We start from the raw sequence: 17,689 nt of genomic DNA, 5'->3' as shown, positions 1-17,689 counted from the left end.
GTGTTTGTCATCTAGAGAATGCGCTCACCATATTTTCTGACCGCGGCCTCAGACAGAATTAGGCCAAGGCCCGGTGTTTCGTTCAGGGTCAACCAGCCGTTGGCAATATTCGGTGGGTTCTCGAATAGTTCCGCCTGAAGCGGATCTCGCTCTGGATCAGGAAAAGATTCAACAATACAACCGGCCGGGCTGGAAGCGACAAGCTGCGCATGGATGAAACAGTCATGATGTGGGGCGATCTGCACATGGTTCAGCTCACAGAGTCCCGCGAGTTTCCGCCCCTCTGTAAATCCACCTATCATTGTACAATCGAATTGTAAAATACGAATCGCCTGCTCTTCTATCATGGAGCGGCAGCCATAGCTGGTGAGCTCACTCTCGCCAGCGGACAATGGAATACGTGTGCGCATGGCCAGAAGCTTCAATTCACGCCGATCATCTACCCAGCGAACAGGTTCTTCAAGCCAGCGCGGATGTAATGGTTCAAGTAGCTTGGCAGCCTCGATCGCTGTATCCAGATCCCAGGCGCGATTGACATCAATCATTAAGTCGCGATCATCGCCAATGATTTCTCGTATTAGTGCCATACGTTCAATATCTTGGGCTAAAGGAAGACCACCTACCTTGCCCTTAAAACCCATGTGACCCTGTTCCTTAAGCTTTTGGATTTCATCGCGCAGCTCTACTATATCTTTGCCATCACGGTAGTATGCACAGGTCACGTAGCACGGGACCTGGTTACGATATCCGCCAAACAGACGATAAAGAGGCAACCCAGAAACCTTACCAACGATATCCCAAGCGGCAAGGTCAACAGCTGAAGAAATTCGCACGAGTGCCTCACGCGACCAGCTCTTTTCACTGGCGAGCCGCTGTGAGGTAAGCGAGAACAACCGTTGGTATAGCTGTTCTGGCGCGAGAGGATCTTGGCCGATGATCATGTCGCTTATTCCAGTGCGAAATGCTTTCACCACCGCATCCATTGGGGTATAGTTCGTTGCCAGGCCAAAACCCTCCATGCCCTGATCTGTGCGCATCCGCACTAAAAGCTCGTTTGCCCGGGGAACAATAAAGTTGCTGACCCAATGAGGGCGGCCATAATCCGGAGCACGCAGGATGTGAATTTCCAGCTGTGTGATTTTCATTCTTAACTCCAAAGAGTTTGTATATTTTCAGAACTCAACTTCTGGACAATTTTCTAGGTTTTTTCCAAAAATAGGTGATTTTCGGAGGAATTTCTTTAAGTCTAGCACAGTTTTTCTTAATTATTGGGAAATGCTTTAGCAATCGGATGTCGATGTTCACTTATCTGTGGAGTGTCAGTTGTGAATAGCATAAATACATGAGTAACCACCATTATTAAATCAATTACCGGCTGATCTTCCCAAAGTGATCTGCGTAGCAGGTGGCCACCAGCCATATGATAGTTGTATTACCGGACGTAATTCTGAAATTACTACGTATTATTGGCTTGCGCAGGATTCGGATATTGAATCACAGAGCATAAAAAAGGAAGCGAAAACCTTCCTTATTATATGGTTTGAATATTGGATGCCATAGGATTACTTCGTAAGGTTCGGGGATATATCCGAATGATGACATACATTTTATATACCAGGTTATATAATATAAAAGAAATATTCTATAGGATCAATTAATTCCTGGAGGTTTTTATGCAAACGAATGCTAAAAAAACGCGCCAACAAATGCTGAGCCTGCTTGATAAAACACACCATGAAACCCGTGCTATGCTCTCCAATCTGGATCCTGATCGCGTTATCCACACAGATGAATACGCCTGGCGTGTGCGGGATATTCTCGGTCATCTTGGGGCATGGAATATGGAAGCAGCTCATTCGCTACTAGCGTATGCAAAAGGGGATGAGTATTGTTGTATTTTCAGTGAGGCAGAATATGACGACTACAACGGGCCAGCGGCTGAATTACGAAAAGCCTGGGCTCTGGAACAGGTTTGGACTGAATATGAGAATGCGCACGACAAGCTCAGGCAAATCGTGGCTTCATTGCCCGATGAAAAATGGGATGGCGATGTGCTCTATCCCTGGAATTTACACGGGACGGTCGAGCATTTCATTAAGGTAATGATGTGTCACGAATCGGGAAATCATTGTGCATTGGTCATGAAGGCCACTACTTGAGGCAGAGATAAAACCACCCTTATGGGTCCATGTTGCCATGAACACACATCCATATTGTGATTATGGCAGTTCGCGTTGATCAAGAACCCGTTTGTTAGTAGTTTACCTGCCCAATTTAAATTAATAATTCGCAGATTTAACTATGCAAGCATACCAATCACATGGGGTGATTCAGCTGCTGTAGGTCATAAATTATCAAATCCATTCATCCATATTGGGGAACAGGTCTAGATGTATAACTGCATACCTTCAGTTGTTCCTTGAGCTTGTAATATTCGCATCATAATACGAACGTGACATTTATTACGTGATTTTGATTAGAGTATTTGCGATAATATAAATCAAGACCGACCGGTCTGTCTCTCGCGTTCTAAGGATAAATATAATGGCCCTTAAAGAAACGATTATCCATGAATCGCAAAAGTTATTTTCGCTAAATGGTTTTTTAAACACGGGGGTAAATGAAATCATAGCCGCTGCGCATACATCCAAGGGCGGTTTTTATAATTATTTTTCGAGCAAAGAGGATCTTTTCCTTCAAGTACTCACTGAGGCTCAGGCAACCTGGCGTGAGAAGGTCCTGTTTGGTGTGCGGAACCTATCCAGCCCTACCCAAAAAATTTGCCAAATTATTAAAAACTATCGAGATCGATATCTTATTGACTCGGAAAACTTCCCTGGCGGATGTATTTTTATCACCCTTTCGGTTGAACTAGATGATCAACGTCCGCACTTAATGCAAGAAGTGAACAAAGGTTTTGCCGGTTTTGTAGAGCTTCTCACGGAGCTATTGGATGAAGGTATTCAAAAGGGAGAATTCTCTCTGGATATTGATAAGGATAGCGTGGCGAACTTCTTATTTACTAACATGCTGGGTATCTCGGTCTTGTATGGGGTAAACAAGTCAAAACCAGAGCTGGACCGTTCGATTGAATCACTGTTGGATTATATGAGATTGTTGAAAATTTAAAATAACGGATAACGCTGAGTTAGGTCAGTACAACATTAAGGAGGTGGCCTTGAGTAAAAACAGTCTAAAAATGGATCCAAAGAAAATTATCATTCCATAAAAGAACCAAGAAGAGGAGAATTAGGATGAAAAAAGAAACTTGGAAGCATATCAATATCATCGTTGCGATGATTTTAATTGCATCATTTCTGGCAGCCTGTGCAGGGGGCACAAAAACAGCGGTGACCACCTCTGCACCAGCCATAACAAACCCTCCAGTCAATACAGTTCCACCATCGACGAGCGCACCAACTGCAACTGCTCAACCCACAGCCACGACCGGCCCGGCAGCTCCTGTAGAATTGCGCATTGGCACAACTGTTATCTGGGATGGAAACAATCTCGGAGTTGAAGCAACCGGCTGGATGGTTTACCGCTTGTTATATGATTCTATTGTTGAGTTTGGATCCAATGGCACTTTCATCCCAGGTCTGGCCGAAAGCTGGTCGAATGATAGTTCTGGATTGGTCTGGACTTATAAAATCCGTTCAGGGATAACCTTCCACGATGGAACACCGTGCACAGCTGGGGATATAGCCTGGAGCTTAAATTGGATGAATGAGGTTGGCTTCAACAGTATCGCCTATATGTGGTCAGGTCTATTTAAAGAAGTAAAAGCTCTGGATGCTACGACCTTACAAATCACCACAGAAACTCCCATCAGCTATATGAATTATGTATTGTCATATTCATTTGTTGTTCCAAAGAGTGTGTGGGGGAATATTACCGACCATGATTCGATGGCAAATTATACAGAAGAAAATGCGACGATTGGTACTGGCCCATATAAATTTGTAGAGTGGGTTCCCGATCAATATCTTATCCTGGAGAAGAACGAAAACTATTGGGGTACGGTCCCTGCCATTGACAAATTGATCTTCCAGCAATATGCCAACGAAGATGCGATGGTGAATGCTTATCAGGCAGGTGAAATTGATGCCATCGAAACTGTTCCAGCGACGGCTGTTGAGACATTGCAAGCTGCTCCAAACACAAAGGTTGTCATCTGGAATGGGTGGGGCATTCATGAGCTGACTGTCAACTCCTATGAGATAGGCACCCAGCCAAAAAGCCTGGCTGATCCGGCTGTACGCAAGGCCATGGAATATGCCACTGATCGTGAACAAATCAATGATGTTGTTTTCCTGGGCTACAACACTCCTGCGACCACTTATATTGCCCCGGTATTGGTAGATTGGCATAACAGTGATGTTCAGACTATCTCGTTTGATATAGACAAGGCTAATCAAACCTTAGATGAGGCAGGGTATAAAGACACAAATGGCGATGGCGTGCGGGAATGGTCGGATGGCTCTGATCTGAAATACCGATTCTTAATCGATAACCAGGCTTCAAGTGCCCGTCTAGCTGAAATCATAAAGAATGGATTTGCTCAAGCAGGTATTACGATCGATATCGAGACTGTGGATTACAACACGCAATTAACCAAGGTATTTACCGATTATGACTACGATCTCACCTATTGGTTATGGGGTGGAGATCCGGATCCAGATTTCTTTAATACAGTATTTGCTTGTGGCCAGATCGGTTATTGGAATGATTCCGGCTATTGCAATGCAGATTACGATACACTTTATAACTCTTCACGAACGGCATTAAATAAGCAGGATCGGATCAATATCGTCAAGCAGATGCAGGAAAAGATCTATAACGAGCGACCCTGGATTGTATTGCTGTATAACAGCGTGATTTCGGCGTATCGCACGGATCGCTTTACTGGTTTCAGTCCCGATACCAACTATTTGTTTGGTAAATGGTCAATTATTCAGGCTAAACCAGTCGAATAATAAATATCATTATGCTGGTCGGTCAGGAAAACCCTGACCGACCAGGCTCATCCTGGAATTCTCGATGCAGCGCGGTAGATACTTATTAAGAAAATTTGGTCTGGCAATTATTACATTATTGATTGTCATTGTGTTTAATTTCTACCTGTTCAGGATATTGCCAGGGGATCCTGCCCGGGCGTTGTTGGGAATTGGCAGGATGAAACCCGAAACCATGAGAATGATCAGGGAACAATTCGGGCTGGATAAACCCATTTGGTTGGATACCCAAAAGCTGATGCAGGGCGATATAAAAGGCGCATTGGACAGCCAGTTTACTGCATATGTTCGCAACCTGGCTCAATGTAATCTTGGAGTCTCCTTTTCCAACCGATTACCAGTGAAATATATTTTAGTTGACCGTTTATGGAAAACTGTGGTGCTTTTATTTACTGGTCAGTTGTTTGCGATAGTTTTGGGTGCCATTTTAGGGGTGATTGCCTCCTACAAACGCGGCTCCAAGATTGACCTTAGTATTTTAGTTTGGGGTCTTTTCACCTGGTCGATACCAACTTTTTTCTTTGGAATTATTCTAGTGATCCTGGCGCGCGGACAACTGCCGACGGGAATGATGGTCACAGTGGGTTTAAAGCCGCAAGATGGATTGGTATATTGGGGTGATGTTGCTAAACACCTGATATTACCCACCATTGCTTTAGGGATTGGATTTATGAGCGCCTACATGATGATCATGCGTAGCAGTGTCATGGAAGTGCTGAGCGAGGATTACATCCTGGCTGCCAAAGCTAAAGGGCTCTCTACTATTGAGATACTACGCGACCATGCAATGAAAAATGCTATGCTGCCCATGGTTACTTTGCTTGCCCTCGACCTGGCATTAATCGTTGGCGGGGCGATTCAAATTGAGACTGTCTTTTCCTGGCCGGGTATTGGTAGGTTGATTTTTGATGCAGTGGGAAAACAAGATTATCCAGTTCTGCAAGGCGCATTCCTGATCCTGGCAGTCGCTGTCATAACTGCAAATTTCCTGGCGGATATGGTTTATACCTGGCTTGACCCACGTGTTAAACTTGAAACTCCAATTTATACGCAGAGAAATCAGAACTTGTTCAAACGTATATACTATTGGATACGGGATCTGATAGGAAGCCTGGCTCATTTCCCAAAATCATTCCAAAACTGGATAAAAAAAACGCCTTTATGGATCAGTGCTCTTTTGAAGCTAGTCTGGCGTCTTCCAATGGCGACTATGGGTGGCATGAAAGCCTTTTGGAAAATTCTGAAACGAAAGCCGATGGCCATGCTAGGGGTAGCGATGCTACTATTCGTGATAATTACCGCTATTTTTACCCCATTAATCGCTCCCTATTCATTAGCAGAAATGGCTTCAATAAGGGTAAAGTCAACAGATATACTAACTCCACCAGATACAGAACATCTGTTAGGAACGGATGATGCCGGCAAGGATGTCTTATCCCAGCTTATTTACGGATCCAGAACCTCTCTCATAGTGGGTTTTTCAGCCGCATTCATGTCGTTAATTATTGGAGCATCAGTTGGTTTGATAGCCGGTTATTTTGGTGGTAATGCCGATTCAATTTCAATGCGGCTGGTGGATTTCTTGATGGTTATACCAACACTACCGCTCATGCTTGTGGTGATCAGTTTTTGGGGACGTGGATTAGATAAGATCATTCTGGTGATTGGGCTACTATATTGGACCTACATGGCTCGACTGGTACGCTCACAAGTTATCTCGATCAAAGAACGCCAATATATCCTGCGTGCCAGAGCTCTCGGGGGTAGTGATTTTCGGATTATCGTCCGTCATATATTGCCACAGGTGGTGCCTCTAATCCTTGCCCAAGGGATCCTGGATATTTCCACAGCCATCATCGCTGAATCTTCCTTGGCATTTCTAGGGCTTGGGGACCCCACAAAAGTGAGCTGGGGGATGATGCTGAACTTTGCCTTTTCAAGGGGAATCAGCCAGCAGGCATGGTGGTTCCTGTTGCCTCCCGGTTTTGCCATTGTATGGGTTAGTTTATCATTGGTTTTGATTGGGACTGCACTTGAAGAAGTCTTCAATCCGAGGTTAAAAACCCACCACCTTTTCAATCCACGTAAGATGGTATCCATACTGAAAGTCAGTGAGCCAGAACCCCAGGGTTTTGCCGCGATGGGAAAATCTGAATGACTATTCTGGATGTCAAGAATCTCTCCATCTGTTACCTCACCGAAGAGGATACCGCCCTGAATGCGGTTGAAAGGGTTAGTTTTAAGCTTGAGGCAGGTTGTTCGCTTGGGATCGTCGGAGAAAGTGGTTGTGGAAAGACGACCATCATCCTGGCACTGATGCGGTTGCTTCCCGATGAGGGGCGGATTATTGACGGTCAGGTTCTGTTTAATCATACCGATCTGCTTCAAATCAGCGAAGATCAAATGCGTCAGGTCCGCTGGGGTGAAATTTCAATGGTATTTCAGGGAGCGATGAATTCGCTCAACCCTGTGAGGACGGTTGAAAGCCAGATCGTTGAGGCATTACTGAAGCATAAACAGGTAAAAACAAAAAGGGAAGCGCGTGAAAGGACTGGCGAACTACTCAGTTTGGTTGGAATTGCCCCTGAACGGGCTAAGCAATATCCTCACCAGTATAGTGGTGGGATGCGCCAGAGGGCAATTATTGCCATGGCTTTATCGTGCAATCCTAAAATATTGATCGCAGATGAGCCAACCACCGCTCTAGATGTGATGATCCAGGCCCAGATAACCCAGCTGCTAAAGAAACTGCAGCGTGAGCTGAATCTGGCTTTGATCCTGGTCACGCATGACCTGGGTGTGGTGGCTGAGTTATGTGATGATGTACTGGTGATGTACGGCGGAAAGGTGGCGGAATACGCCTCAAGTGACATAATCTATAACGAGGCCAAACACCCATATACCCAGCGATTATTGAAAGCCTTCCCAGATATTGACAATCTCACTGCGGAACTTGTCTCTATTCCAGGAGTTCCTCCACGCTTGGATGATCTTCCCCCTGGTTGCCGTTTTAGCCCGCGCTGTAACCTGGTCATGGATCTGTGTAGCCAGGAACCACCTCGGCTGGTTGAATTCCCTCAGCATCATTCAATTGCCTGCCATTTATTCGACCAGAAACAATCCGGGATTCAAAATGCCTGACTCTACGCTATTGAGTGTAATCAATTTATATAAATATTTTCCCATCTCGCAATCTCTCGTTTCGCGAATGACTCGCAAACCACCAAAAGTAGTTCACGCCGTGGATGATGTGAGTTTTACCCTAGATAAGGGAGAGATTTTAGCTCTGGTGGGAGAATCTGGTTCAGGGAAGACGACTGTCGGAATGAATATATTAGGTCTCCAGATACCCAGCAAAGGAAAGATCCTCTTTGATGGAATCGATATAGCATATTGGAGTCAGGGAAGGATTGGCGATTTAAATGATCCCGTTAATGTTGATCTGGCAAAATTGAACAAGCGTGAGCAGATCCTGCTTCTCAGAAAACGTGCTCAAATGGTCTTCCAGGACCCTTATGAATCACTGGATCCCAGGCAGAAAATACTTGAGATCGTCGCTGAACCCCTAGACATCCATGGAATATCGCTTTCGGAAAGTGATCGGATGGAACGTGTGAGGGTCTCTTTGGAATCCAGCGGTTTGGCCCCGGCAGATCATTTTTGGGGCAGGTATCCCGATGGGCTTTCCGGCGGGCAGCGCCAACGAGTGGTCATCGCCGGAGCACTGGTGCTCGAGCCACAGCTATTGATCGCGGATGAACCTGTGTCTATGTTGGATGTCTCCATCCGCGCCGAATTCTTAACTTTATTGCTGGATCTGCGCAATAAAAGGAATATCACGATTATTTACACGACCCATGATCTGGCAACCGCAGGGATATTTACCGACCGAATCGCAGTGATGTATCTGGGAAGGATTGTTGAGCTAGGGCCAACAAAGGAAGTCTTGGCAAATCCCCAACACCCTTATACCCGCGCATTGGTTTCTGTGCTACCTGCGCCAAACCCGCGTAGGCAACGCGAAAGGGTGATCCTGAGTGGTGAAGTCCCAAATCCTATAAATGTGCCACCCGGATGCCGTTTCCATCCTCGCTGTCCGGTTGCACATAATGATTGTAGGGAAGTCGATCCTGATTATGTTAAAGTGACTTCAGAGCATCAGGTTGCGTGCTTATATGTTCAATCACAATGATCAAATTCTGAAATTAGTAAAGAGGAGTTATAAATGACCCTGAAAACCCGCCACGAATATTTGGAATCGCTCAAGAAGCTGAAGCCGAACATCTATAAATTTGGGCAATTAATCACCGATGTTACCCAGCATCCTGCCACAAAACGCACAGTCGAAAGCCACGCCCGTAATTTTGACGCAGCAGATGAACCCCAATTAGCCGATATCTACACCACGAAGTCATCTTTCACCGGTGAAAAAATCCATCGCTGGAATTCGATGATGAATAGCGCGGACGACCTGATCTCCAATATGAAAATGAAGCGGCAGAACTACCGGAGAACGGGCAGCTGTACCGGAGGGGTATGTGTTGGCTGGAATGCCCAAAACGTGATGTGGGCAATCACCCAGGATATGGATGCCGAATATGGCACCCAATATCATGAACGATTGAAAGCATGGATTCTGACTGCCCAGGCTAATGGTCTGGTCGTCGCGGGTGCACTCACGGATGCAAAAGGCGACCGTAGCTTGAAACCCTCCCAGCAAGCAGACCCGGATGTAAATCTGCGGATAAAGGAAATTCGAAGCGATGGCATTATCATTCGAGGCGCAAAGCTGATGATCTGTGGGGTTGCAGCCTCCAATGAAATATTTTTGCTTCCGGGCGGTGCTTACCAGGAGTCCGAGAAGGATTATTCGTTGTGCTGCGTTGTACCGCGTGATATCGAGGGCTTGACCATTATTGAAGCCACCCGTCCGAGTGACCAGCGCGATCTGGGAGAGTATGCTGAAGGCGAGGTTCCGAGGACAGGGATTACGCAAGGACTTTTATTATTTGACGATGTTTTCGTCCCCAATGAACGGGTCTTTATGTGTGGAGAGGCCAAGTACACTGGTAAGTTTATCCAATTCTTCACCGCTAATTACCGGGCTTGTATTGGTGCGTGTGTATCCGGACAGGGAGACGTGATGATCGGCGCATCCGTATTGGTGGCACGCGCTAATGGACTGCCATCTAAAACCTTTATGAATAAGCTGGTCGATATGTCCATCAATAACCAGGTCACCTATGGACTGGGTGTTGGCGCATGTGCACTGGGCACCCAGCATCCTTCCGGATCCTTTTTCGCCGACCCGCTCACTGCCCATACGAACAAGGTCATGGTAGCGACTTTACCTTATGAAACCAAGCGCCTTACGCAGGAGATCGGTGGTGGGATGGTAGAAACAGGCTGCATGCCTTCCTATGAGGATTTTACCGATGAGCGATATGGAAAAATCCTCCAAAAATATTATAAAGCTGGGCCTGTCAGTGCTGAAACTCGTTATAGAAGTGCACGCTTAGCAGAATGGTTGACTATTGGTGGAGGTGTGCCTGGCTGTATGCACGGAGGGGGTTCGCCGGATGGTGCCAGGTTGATTGTGCGCTTCAACACACCTTTCGAGGAATATGTCGAATATGCCAAAGCCTTGATGGGCATTGAAGAAGCTGTTCCAGAGCCTCAAAAGTAGATATGGTCAAGTAGGAGGATGCATGTTTTTTGGTGATTGGCTATATCGAAGGGAGTTGTTGTCACCCGACAAGATAGCTCTCATTGATGCTGAGCATGGAAACCTGGAAATTACTTATCAACTCTGGAATCACCGGGTTAATCGTATGGCGAACTTTTTCCAGCAGGCACTCGGGATCGGAAATGGAGATCGTATCTGCATTTATTCTTTGAACCGGATGGAATATCTGGATACGATCTTTGCCTGTAACAAGTTAGGGGCAATTTTGCAGGTGATTAATTGGCGCCTTACGGCGGGTGAGATTGGGAGACTGATTACCGATTTTGAACCTAAAGTATTGATGTATGGTCCTGAGTGGACAGCACAGGTCGAGCAGATCTGGCAAAGGGTTAAACCTGAACCCAAGCTTATTTGTCTTGGCCAACCACAACGAACCGGTGATATCTCCTGGCTGGAGGAAGCTGGAAGGTGGCCGGAGACCCAGCCGGAACCTGTGGAGCTGGATTGGGAGGATCCGTGGATTATTTGCTATACAGGTGGGACAACTGGTCTTCCGAAGGGTGCAATCCTGAATTACCGTTCACTGACCTGGAACTCAATCAATACCGTGGTTAGCTGGGGGTTGCGGCCAGATGATATCGTACCCCATTACATGCCGATGTTCCACACCGGTGGGATCAATGTGATGATGCAGCCGATCGTGTACGTAGGCGGCACGACCATACTATGCAAGGGATTTGATGTTGATCGAATCTTCAACCAGATCGAAGGGCTTGGAATAACCTTTTTCTTTGGTGTGCCCGTCATGCTGCTGGCAATGATCCAGCACCCGCGCTGGGAGTCATTGGACCTTTCTAGGGTGCGCTTGGTGATGGCTGGCGGTGGCAATTGTCCGAGAGTGGTTTATGAGGCCTTTTGGAAGAAGGGTGTGGAATTCAAGGAGGGGTATGGACTGACAGAAGCAGGCCCGAATACCTTCTGGTTGCCAAATGAAGTGGCAAAAAATAAGATCGGATCTGTGGGACGGCCGTTGTTCCATGTTGACGTAAAAATAGTTAATGACAGTGGGAATCTATTGGGCGCTAATCAGGTGGGCGAGCTGATGGTGCGCGGCCCGCATGTGTTCGGAGGTTATTGGAAAAACCCGATGGCCACCGAAGCTGTTTTGGAGGATGGATGGCTTCATACGGGTGATCTCGCAAGAATGGATGAGGATAATTGTTACTATATCGTCGGCCGGCTGAAAAACATGATCAAATCGGGGGGTGAAAATATATATCCCGCTGAAATTGAGGACATCCTGCATAGCCACCCGGACATCCTGGAAGCCGCGGTCATCCCTATGCCAGATTCCAAATGGGGTGAAGTGGGTTGTGCAGTGGTTGTGCTGCAACCACATAGCACACTAAATGATGAAGGGCTGATCAAATGGATGAAAGATCGGCTGGCGCATTACAAAGTACCAAAGTCGGTCATCTTTCTCAACCAGCTGCCTAAAACAGGCGCCAATAAGGTGGATAAAAAATTGTTAGTCGAAAAACTTGTTAAATCTAAAAATGACAAGCAAGAGGAAAAACCATGAGACTCAAAGATAAGGTGGCATTGATCACAGGTGGTGCTGCTGGAATTGGTAAGGCAACTGCGAAAGCCTTTGTCCAACAGGGGGCCAGCGTATTCATCTGTGATATCAATGAAACAGCGGGAGAGGCAACAGCCAGCGAACTGGGCTGCACTTTCTCGATTGTTGATGTCTCCGACCGGAGTTCAGTGCAAACATGGGTGGATGAGGCTGCCAGGAAATCAGGCAGGATCGATATCCTGATCAATAACGCTGGTATTCTCAAAGACAGCCAATTAGTAAAATTCAAAGATGGTCAGCTGGTCAGTCAGATGTCACAGGAGGCCTTTGACGCGGTCATTGCGATCAATCTAAAAGGCGTATTCAATTGCACCCAGGCGGTAGCCCCGTACATGATCCGCCAGGGGTCAGGTTCGATCGTGAACTCTTCTTCTGTGGTTGGCCTGGATGGCAACTTCGGCCAGACCAATTATGTAGCTTCCAAAGCCGGCGTGGTGGGTATGACCAAAGTTTGGGCACGCGAATTAGGCCGGTATAGCATCCGGGTTAATGCAATAGCACCAGGATCGATTATGACTGATATGTTGCAAAGCATGCCTGAAAATATCCTGGCAGAATTTAGGAAGCACCAGCCGCTGGGGCGTTTCGGGCTGCCTTCCGAGGTTGCCAATGCGTATGTTTTCCTGGCATCGGATGAGGCTAGCTTTATCACTGGAGCAGTCTTGAGAGTGGATGGTGGCCTGGTGGTCGGTACTTAGGGCAAGGTGATTAGGATGTCAGCGAAAAACCGATTCTCAGCTGGAATTGTCAGTGTGGGCATGTATCTGCCCAATCATATTGTCACTGCTGCTGATATTGCAGACGAGAGCGGAATTGAGGAATCGGTGATCCGCGAGAAATTCGGCATTACTGAAAAACGCATGGCTGAACCCGAGGAACAGCCCAACCAGATGGCCGTCTGGGCAACCAGGGATTGCTTATCAAAGACCGATATTTCTCTAGACGAGATTGACCTGGTGCTGTGCACGACCGAGGAGTGGAAAGAATACATAAATTGGACAGCGGGGATCGACCTGGCATACCAGATTGGAGCGAAAAAAGCCTGGGCGATGGATATCCACATGCGTTGTTGCACAACCATCAGCGCTCTCAAGCTGGCCAAGAATATGATGTATTCTGATCCGGATATTAACACCGTTCTGATTGCGGGTGGTTACCGGGCGGGAGATTTCGTCAACTTGAAAAATACGCGCACCAGCTTCGCCTTCAACCTGGGGGCTGGTGCTGGTGCAATGCTGATCAAGAGGGATTGGCCATCCAATCACATTCTGGGCAGCCACTTGATGACTGATGGCTGCCTGAGCAGGAATATTGTCGTGCCAGCCAGCGGGACCCTGCAACACCCCACGGATGAAGCAGTAGCCAAAGGGCTTTTCAAGATCGAAGTATTTGACATGGAAAAGATGAAGGAGCGTCTCAACCAGGTTTCCATGAAAAACTGGTTGTACTGCATCGATCAGGCCTTGAGAAAGAGTGGATATAATCGCAGCGACCTGGATTTTCTCAATATGATCTTGGTTAAGCCTTCTTCCTACAAAGAGATGCTCCTGCTGCTTGGATTGACCGAGGCGCAAGGAGTCTACAATGACACTTACGGCCATTCAGGCGAGCAAGATAGCATCATCAACATCATTGAGGGGCAGAAACAAGGTAAGTTGAAGGATGGGGATTTAATGATTATCGTGGCAGCCGGGGTGGGCTATGTGTGGGGAGCTGCCTGTGTAAAATGGGGAGCTTCTTAAACTAATCTGGGAGAAAAAAGGAGAAAAAATATGAACATTCCAACTCTAGAAGGTATTCAAGCAAAAACCATTACCACAAACAGGATCACCACCCGGGTGTTATTCAGCCGGCAAGGGAAAGGCGCTCCGGTTTTGTTCCTGCACGGGAACTGGTCCTGTGCTACCTGGTGGGAGCAGACCATACTGGCGCTTCCGTCCGGATTTTGGAGCATTGCCCCAGATCAGCGGGGTTATGGTGAGGCAGACCTGCAAAAGAAGATTGATGCCACGCGGGGTGTTAGGGATTGGGTGGATGATGCCATAGCTTTACTTGATTATCTTGGAATTGATCAAGCCCACATTGTAGGCTGTTCACTGGGTGGTTTCATCGTCTGGCAACTCATGGTGGATCATCCCCAGCGCATTTCATCCATTACCCTGGTGAGCCCCGGCTCCCCATTTGGCTTCAGCGGAACGAAAGATGAAATTGGCACTCCCTGTTATGCTGATCATGCTGGCACTGGAGGTGGCACCAGCAATATGGAACTCATCAAACGGGCTGGAGCAAAAGATCGCAGTCTAGATAGCCCATCTTCACCACGTGCGAGTATGCGTACACTCTTCAGTCCTGGTTTTATCCCACCCAGAGAAGAAGAACTACTGGATTCAGTCCTCAATGTGCACCTGGGCGATAAAGACATCCCTGGAGATTTCGTTTCTTCACCCAACTGGCCGTTTATAGCACCGGGTGTGTGGGGCGCTCAAAATGCCACTTCACCCAAATACCTGGGCGATGTTAACCAGATCTATGATGGGCGGATCAAGATCCCATTGATTTGGATCCGTGGAGAGCGGGATCAGGTCATATCGAATCAGTCGCTATCGGATGTGGGATACCTGGGAAAGCTGGGCTATATTCCAGGCTGGCCGGGAGATGAGGTTTATCCTCCCCAACCGATGATCGACCAGATTAGAGCCGTGCTTGAAAAATATCAAGCTGCTGGTGGGTCTTATCAAGAAGTCGTCATTCAGGATGCAGCCCATATACCCTTCCTGGAAAAGCCGAACGATTTCAATGCAGCCTTCCACCAATACCTGAAGAGCATTGTGTGAAAAGGAATTTTGGATGATTGACCTCGACCAGCTCCATGTCAGGCTATCGCAGGATGAGCTAGGAATTCTGCAAGGCGTGCAAGGCGCCACCATGCAGAAGGTCATGGAAACCGTGGTGAGGTATGCAGAGGCACTCCAGGCAGAACGCCTGGTCGACATCAATGGTCCAGGCCATCTGGTGATTCCCTGGTGTATTGCCGGTATTGCGCCACCCGTTGAAATGCTTGAAGAGCTTGTAGCAGCCGGTGTGAAGACAAAGTATCCATTTACCCTGGATCCGCGATCGCCATTGGATTTTGAGAATTTAGACCTTGATCCGAAGATTGAGGACGCCATCCTGGAATTATTATCGGGGCAGGAACATTACGACACCCTGATGCTGAGATTGGGACTACGAGATAGGGATGCCTACTCGTGTTACCCATATTTACCCGAGGTCAGCAACATTCCCAAGAAAGGGATGATCCTGGCATGGTCAGAATCAGCCTGTGCCATCTATGCTAATTCTGTATTGGGTGCTCGAACGAACCGCAATGGGGCGATCATAGATCTGCTGCAGAATATTGTTGGAAAAACGCCCCTGGCAGGTCTGCTGACTGATGAAGGCCGACGAGCTGACTGGTTGATTGAGATCGAAACACAGCGTTTACCGAACCCCCAGCTGCTGGGGAGCGCAATCGGATTAAAGGTTTTATCCGGCGTCCCATACCTGATTGGGTTGGATCGTTTTCTTTCAACGGAAATGGATGAAATAACCACTGATTACCTCCAGGAAATGGGGGCTATGCTGGCTACCTATAGCGCAGTGAGCCTTTATCATGCGGAGAAAATCACACCCGAAGCGATTGAGCAGGGTCGAGGCTTACTACCTGACAATTACAAAACCTATGTCATTAATGATTCCACGCTTGAACGGTTGGTGCGCTCCTTCCCAATCTTATGGGCCGATCCACATGCAAAACCGGAAAAGTGTTACATCGGTTGCCCCCACCTCAGCTTGAGACAGATCTATTGGTGGGCAGATCAAATTGAGAAGGGGTTAGCGAGCCAGAGAAGAGATCATTTGGCGGTGGATACCCTTATGTGTGCGGCCCCACAGGTAATCGAAATATTCCAGGCAAATCAGGCGGCTTATCAGCGGATCTTAATGGCTGGAGTAAAATTCAGCTCCACCTGCTGTGAAACTGTCTTTGAAACCGGTCTTTATACCGGAAGACCTGTAATCACCAACTCTAACAAGCTCAGGGCTTATACCTCTGCCAGGTACTTTCCAGATGAAGAGCTTGTCAGGGTTATAGTAAACGGCGAAATTCCAGGAGTGCGGCAAAGTGGATAGAACTTTCAAGGGCAGGGCCGTTATATCCGGCATGTTGCAGGGGGAGGCGTTGGTCGGCCGTATGGGATTTAACGCTTATGCAAGTTTCTATGATTGCCTTCGCGAGGGTGCACGATCTGCGGTTTGTGCTGATTCTGGGAACCTGGAGCTATTTGGGAGGCGACTGGACGGGAAGATCCTATGCATTCCAAAGACAACAGGGTCTACTTCGGCTGGGGCAGTCTGGCAGCGCACCGCTAGGCTGGGGGTCGCTCCCATAGCTGTATTGTTCTCCCAGGTCATCGATCCACTCGCCGCAGGCGGCTTGATCATCGCTGATCTATGGGCAGGAAGTCGGATTGTAACCATTGATCAATTGGGTGATGAATTTTTACAGACTGTGCAATCTGGAGACCAGCTTGCTATTCTCGAGGATGGTCGGGTGATCGTAGGTTGAAGAGACCAGGAAGGAACATGCATGGCAATCAATAAATCAATAATTATCAGAGAGCAGATGCTCCAGCAAGTTGAAGAGTTTGGAGCGAGCCTGGCAGGCATCGCCCGTGTGGATGACCTAAAGAAATCGCCTTCGTATTTAAAATACGCCCAAAATCCTTATTATTCCTATTTCACGAGTTATCCCGAATGGCCGGAAGGGGCCAGATCGATCCTGGTTTTCGGCCTGCTGCATAAGAAAAGCGAACCTGAGCTAGATTGGTGGGACCCGAAGCCGGGTGGAACCCCAGGAAACCGGGCATTGATCAGGATCCAGAAAAAACAAAAGGCCTGGTTTAAAGACGAGCTAGGGATCAATTCCATTTCGCTACCATATAAGATCGAGGAAGGCGGGATTTTCCTCAAGGATGCTTCTTCACTGGCCGGAATTGGAATTATCGGCAAGAATAATCTATTGATCTCCCGGGAATACGGTCCCAGGGTTCGCCTGCGGGCTATGTTCCTTGAAATTGAGCTTGAAGCGACCAGTCCGCTTGATTTTGACCCGTGTTTGACTTGTGACAAGCCTTGTTACCGTGCCTGCCCACAAAATGCGTTCAGAAGTGGCTTTTATGAACGCAAGTATTGCGAGCTCCAGATGAAAAAAGATGAGGCCAATGTCAGGCCTTTACCAGGCGACCCGAGCACAGATCATGTGCGTTACTGCCGTGCTTGTGAGCTTGCCTGCCCGGTAGGAAAATGAGA

Annotated in this window: 15 protein-coding genes; 14 read left to right on the top strand and 1 reads right to left on the bottom strand. The window is 47.5% G+C overall.

Going from position 1 to position 17,689, the window contains the following annotated elements; genetic code table 11:
- Positions 1–11: 11 nt before the first annotated feature.
- Positions 12–1,145, bottom strand: coding sequence for a mandelate racemase/muconate lactonizing enzyme family protein (locus tag C3F13_16250; protein PWB50502.1), 1,134 nt, complete (start codon positions 1,143–1,145; stop codon positions 12–14).
- 528 nt (positions 1,146–1,673) lie between these two features.
- Between C3F13_16250 and C3F13_16245 the strand changes: the two genes are divergently transcribed.
- The 14 genes from C3F13_16245 (at position 1,674) to C3F13_16180 (ending at position 17,687) form a co-directional block, all read left to right on the top strand.
- Positions 1,674–2,159, top strand: a complete 486-nt coding sequence (locus C3F13_16245; GenBank protein PWB50501.1) for a hypothetical protein — start codon at positions 1,674–1,676, stop codon at positions 2,157–2,159.
- 385 nt (positions 2,160–2,544) lie between these two features.
- A complete protein-coding gene (locus tag C3F13_16240; GenBank protein PWB50500.1) occupies positions 2,545–3,129 on the top strand; it encodes a hypothetical protein in 585 nt (194 codons plus the stop codon).
- 125 nt (positions 3,130–3,254) lie between these two features.
- Positions 3,255–4,976: a hypothetical protein gene (locus C3F13_16235; GenBank protein ID PWB50499.1), complete on the top strand. Its 1,722-nt coding sequence runs from the start codon at positions 3,255–3,257 to the stop codon at positions 4,974–4,976.
- Between the two features lie 64 nt (positions 4,977–5,040).
- Positions 5,041–7,173 carry a hypothetical protein gene (locus tag C3F13_16230; protein ID PWB50498.1) on the top strand — a complete coding sequence of 711 codons (2,133 nt, stop codon included), beginning with the start codon at positions 5,041–5,043 and terminating at the stop codon, positions 7,171–7,173.
- A complete protein-coding gene (locus tag C3F13_16225) occupies positions 7,170–8,156 on the top strand; it encodes a dipeptide/oligopeptide/nickel ABC transporter ATP-binding protein (GenBank protein PWB50497.1) in 987 nt (328 codons plus the stop codon). Before C3F13_16230 ends, C3F13_16225 begins: the two co-directional genes overlap by 4 nt.
- Positions 8,149–9,207 carry an oligopeptide ABC transporter ATP-binding protein gene (locus C3F13_16220; protein ID PWB50496.1) on the top strand — a complete coding sequence of 353 codons (1,059 nt, stop codon included), beginning with the start codon at positions 8,149–8,151 and terminating at the stop codon, positions 9,205–9,207. The genes C3F13_16225 and C3F13_16220 overlap by 8 nt, the downstream gene beginning before the upstream one ends.
- A gap of 33 nt (positions 9,208–9,240) precedes the next feature.
- Complete coding sequence (locus C3F13_16215; protein ID PWB50495.1) at positions 9,241–10,701, top strand: 4-hydroxyphenylacetate 3-hydroxylase; 1,461 nt, start codon at positions 9,241–9,243, stop codon at positions 10,699–10,701.
- Between the two features lie 22 nt (positions 10,702–10,723).
- Entirely contained in the window at positions 10,724–12,283 is a 1,560-nt protein-coding gene (locus tag C3F13_16210; GenBank protein PWB50494.1) for a long-chain fatty acid--CoA ligase, read from the top strand.
- On the top strand, positions 12,280–13,038 hold the full coding sequence (locus C3F13_16205) for a 3-oxoacyl-ACP reductase (protein PWB50493.1): 759 nt from the start codon (positions 12,280–12,282) through the stop codon (positions 13,036–13,038). The genes C3F13_16210 and C3F13_16205 overlap by 4 nt, the downstream gene beginning before the upstream one ends.
- Positions 13,039–13,053: 15 nt before the next feature.
- Entirely contained in the window at positions 13,054–14,082 is a 1,029-nt protein-coding gene (locus C3F13_16200) for a hypothetical protein (protein ID PWB50492.1), read from the top strand.
- Between the two features lie 30 nt (positions 14,083–14,112).
- The gene (locus C3F13_16195; protein PWB50491.1) at positions 14,113–15,174 is read left to right on the top strand and encodes an alpha/beta hydrolase; all 1,062 of its coding nucleotides are present in this window, start codon (positions 14,113–14,115) and stop codon (positions 15,172–15,174) included.
- Between the two features lie 13 nt (positions 15,175–15,187).
- Positions 15,188–16,510: a hypothetical protein gene (locus tag C3F13_16190; protein ID PWB50490.1), complete on the top strand. Its 1,323-nt coding sequence runs from the start codon at positions 15,188–15,190 to the stop codon at positions 16,508–16,510.
- Positions 16,503–16,946 (top strand): hypothetical protein, encoded by a 444-nt coding sequence (locus tag C3F13_16185; protein ID PWB50489.1) that lies wholly within the window; start codon positions 16,503–16,505, stop codon positions 16,944–16,946. The genes C3F13_16190 and C3F13_16185 overlap by 8 nt, the downstream gene beginning before the upstream one ends.
- Before the next feature lie 21 nt (positions 16,947–16,967).
- On the top strand, positions 16,968–17,687 hold the full coding sequence (locus tag C3F13_16180; protein PWB50488.1) for a Fe-S protein: 720 nt from the start codon (positions 16,968–16,970) through the stop codon (positions 17,685–17,687).
- Positions 17,688–17,689: the final 2 nt, after the last annotated feature.

It is taken from the genome of Anaerolineales bacterium (genome assembly GCA_003105035.1).
Taxonomy (GTDB): Bacteria; Chloroflexota; Anaerolineae; order Anaerolineales; family UBA4823; genus FEB-25.
Note: the sequence above shows the minus strand (reverse complement) of the source record. Positions and strands in the feature narration are given on the sequence as shown.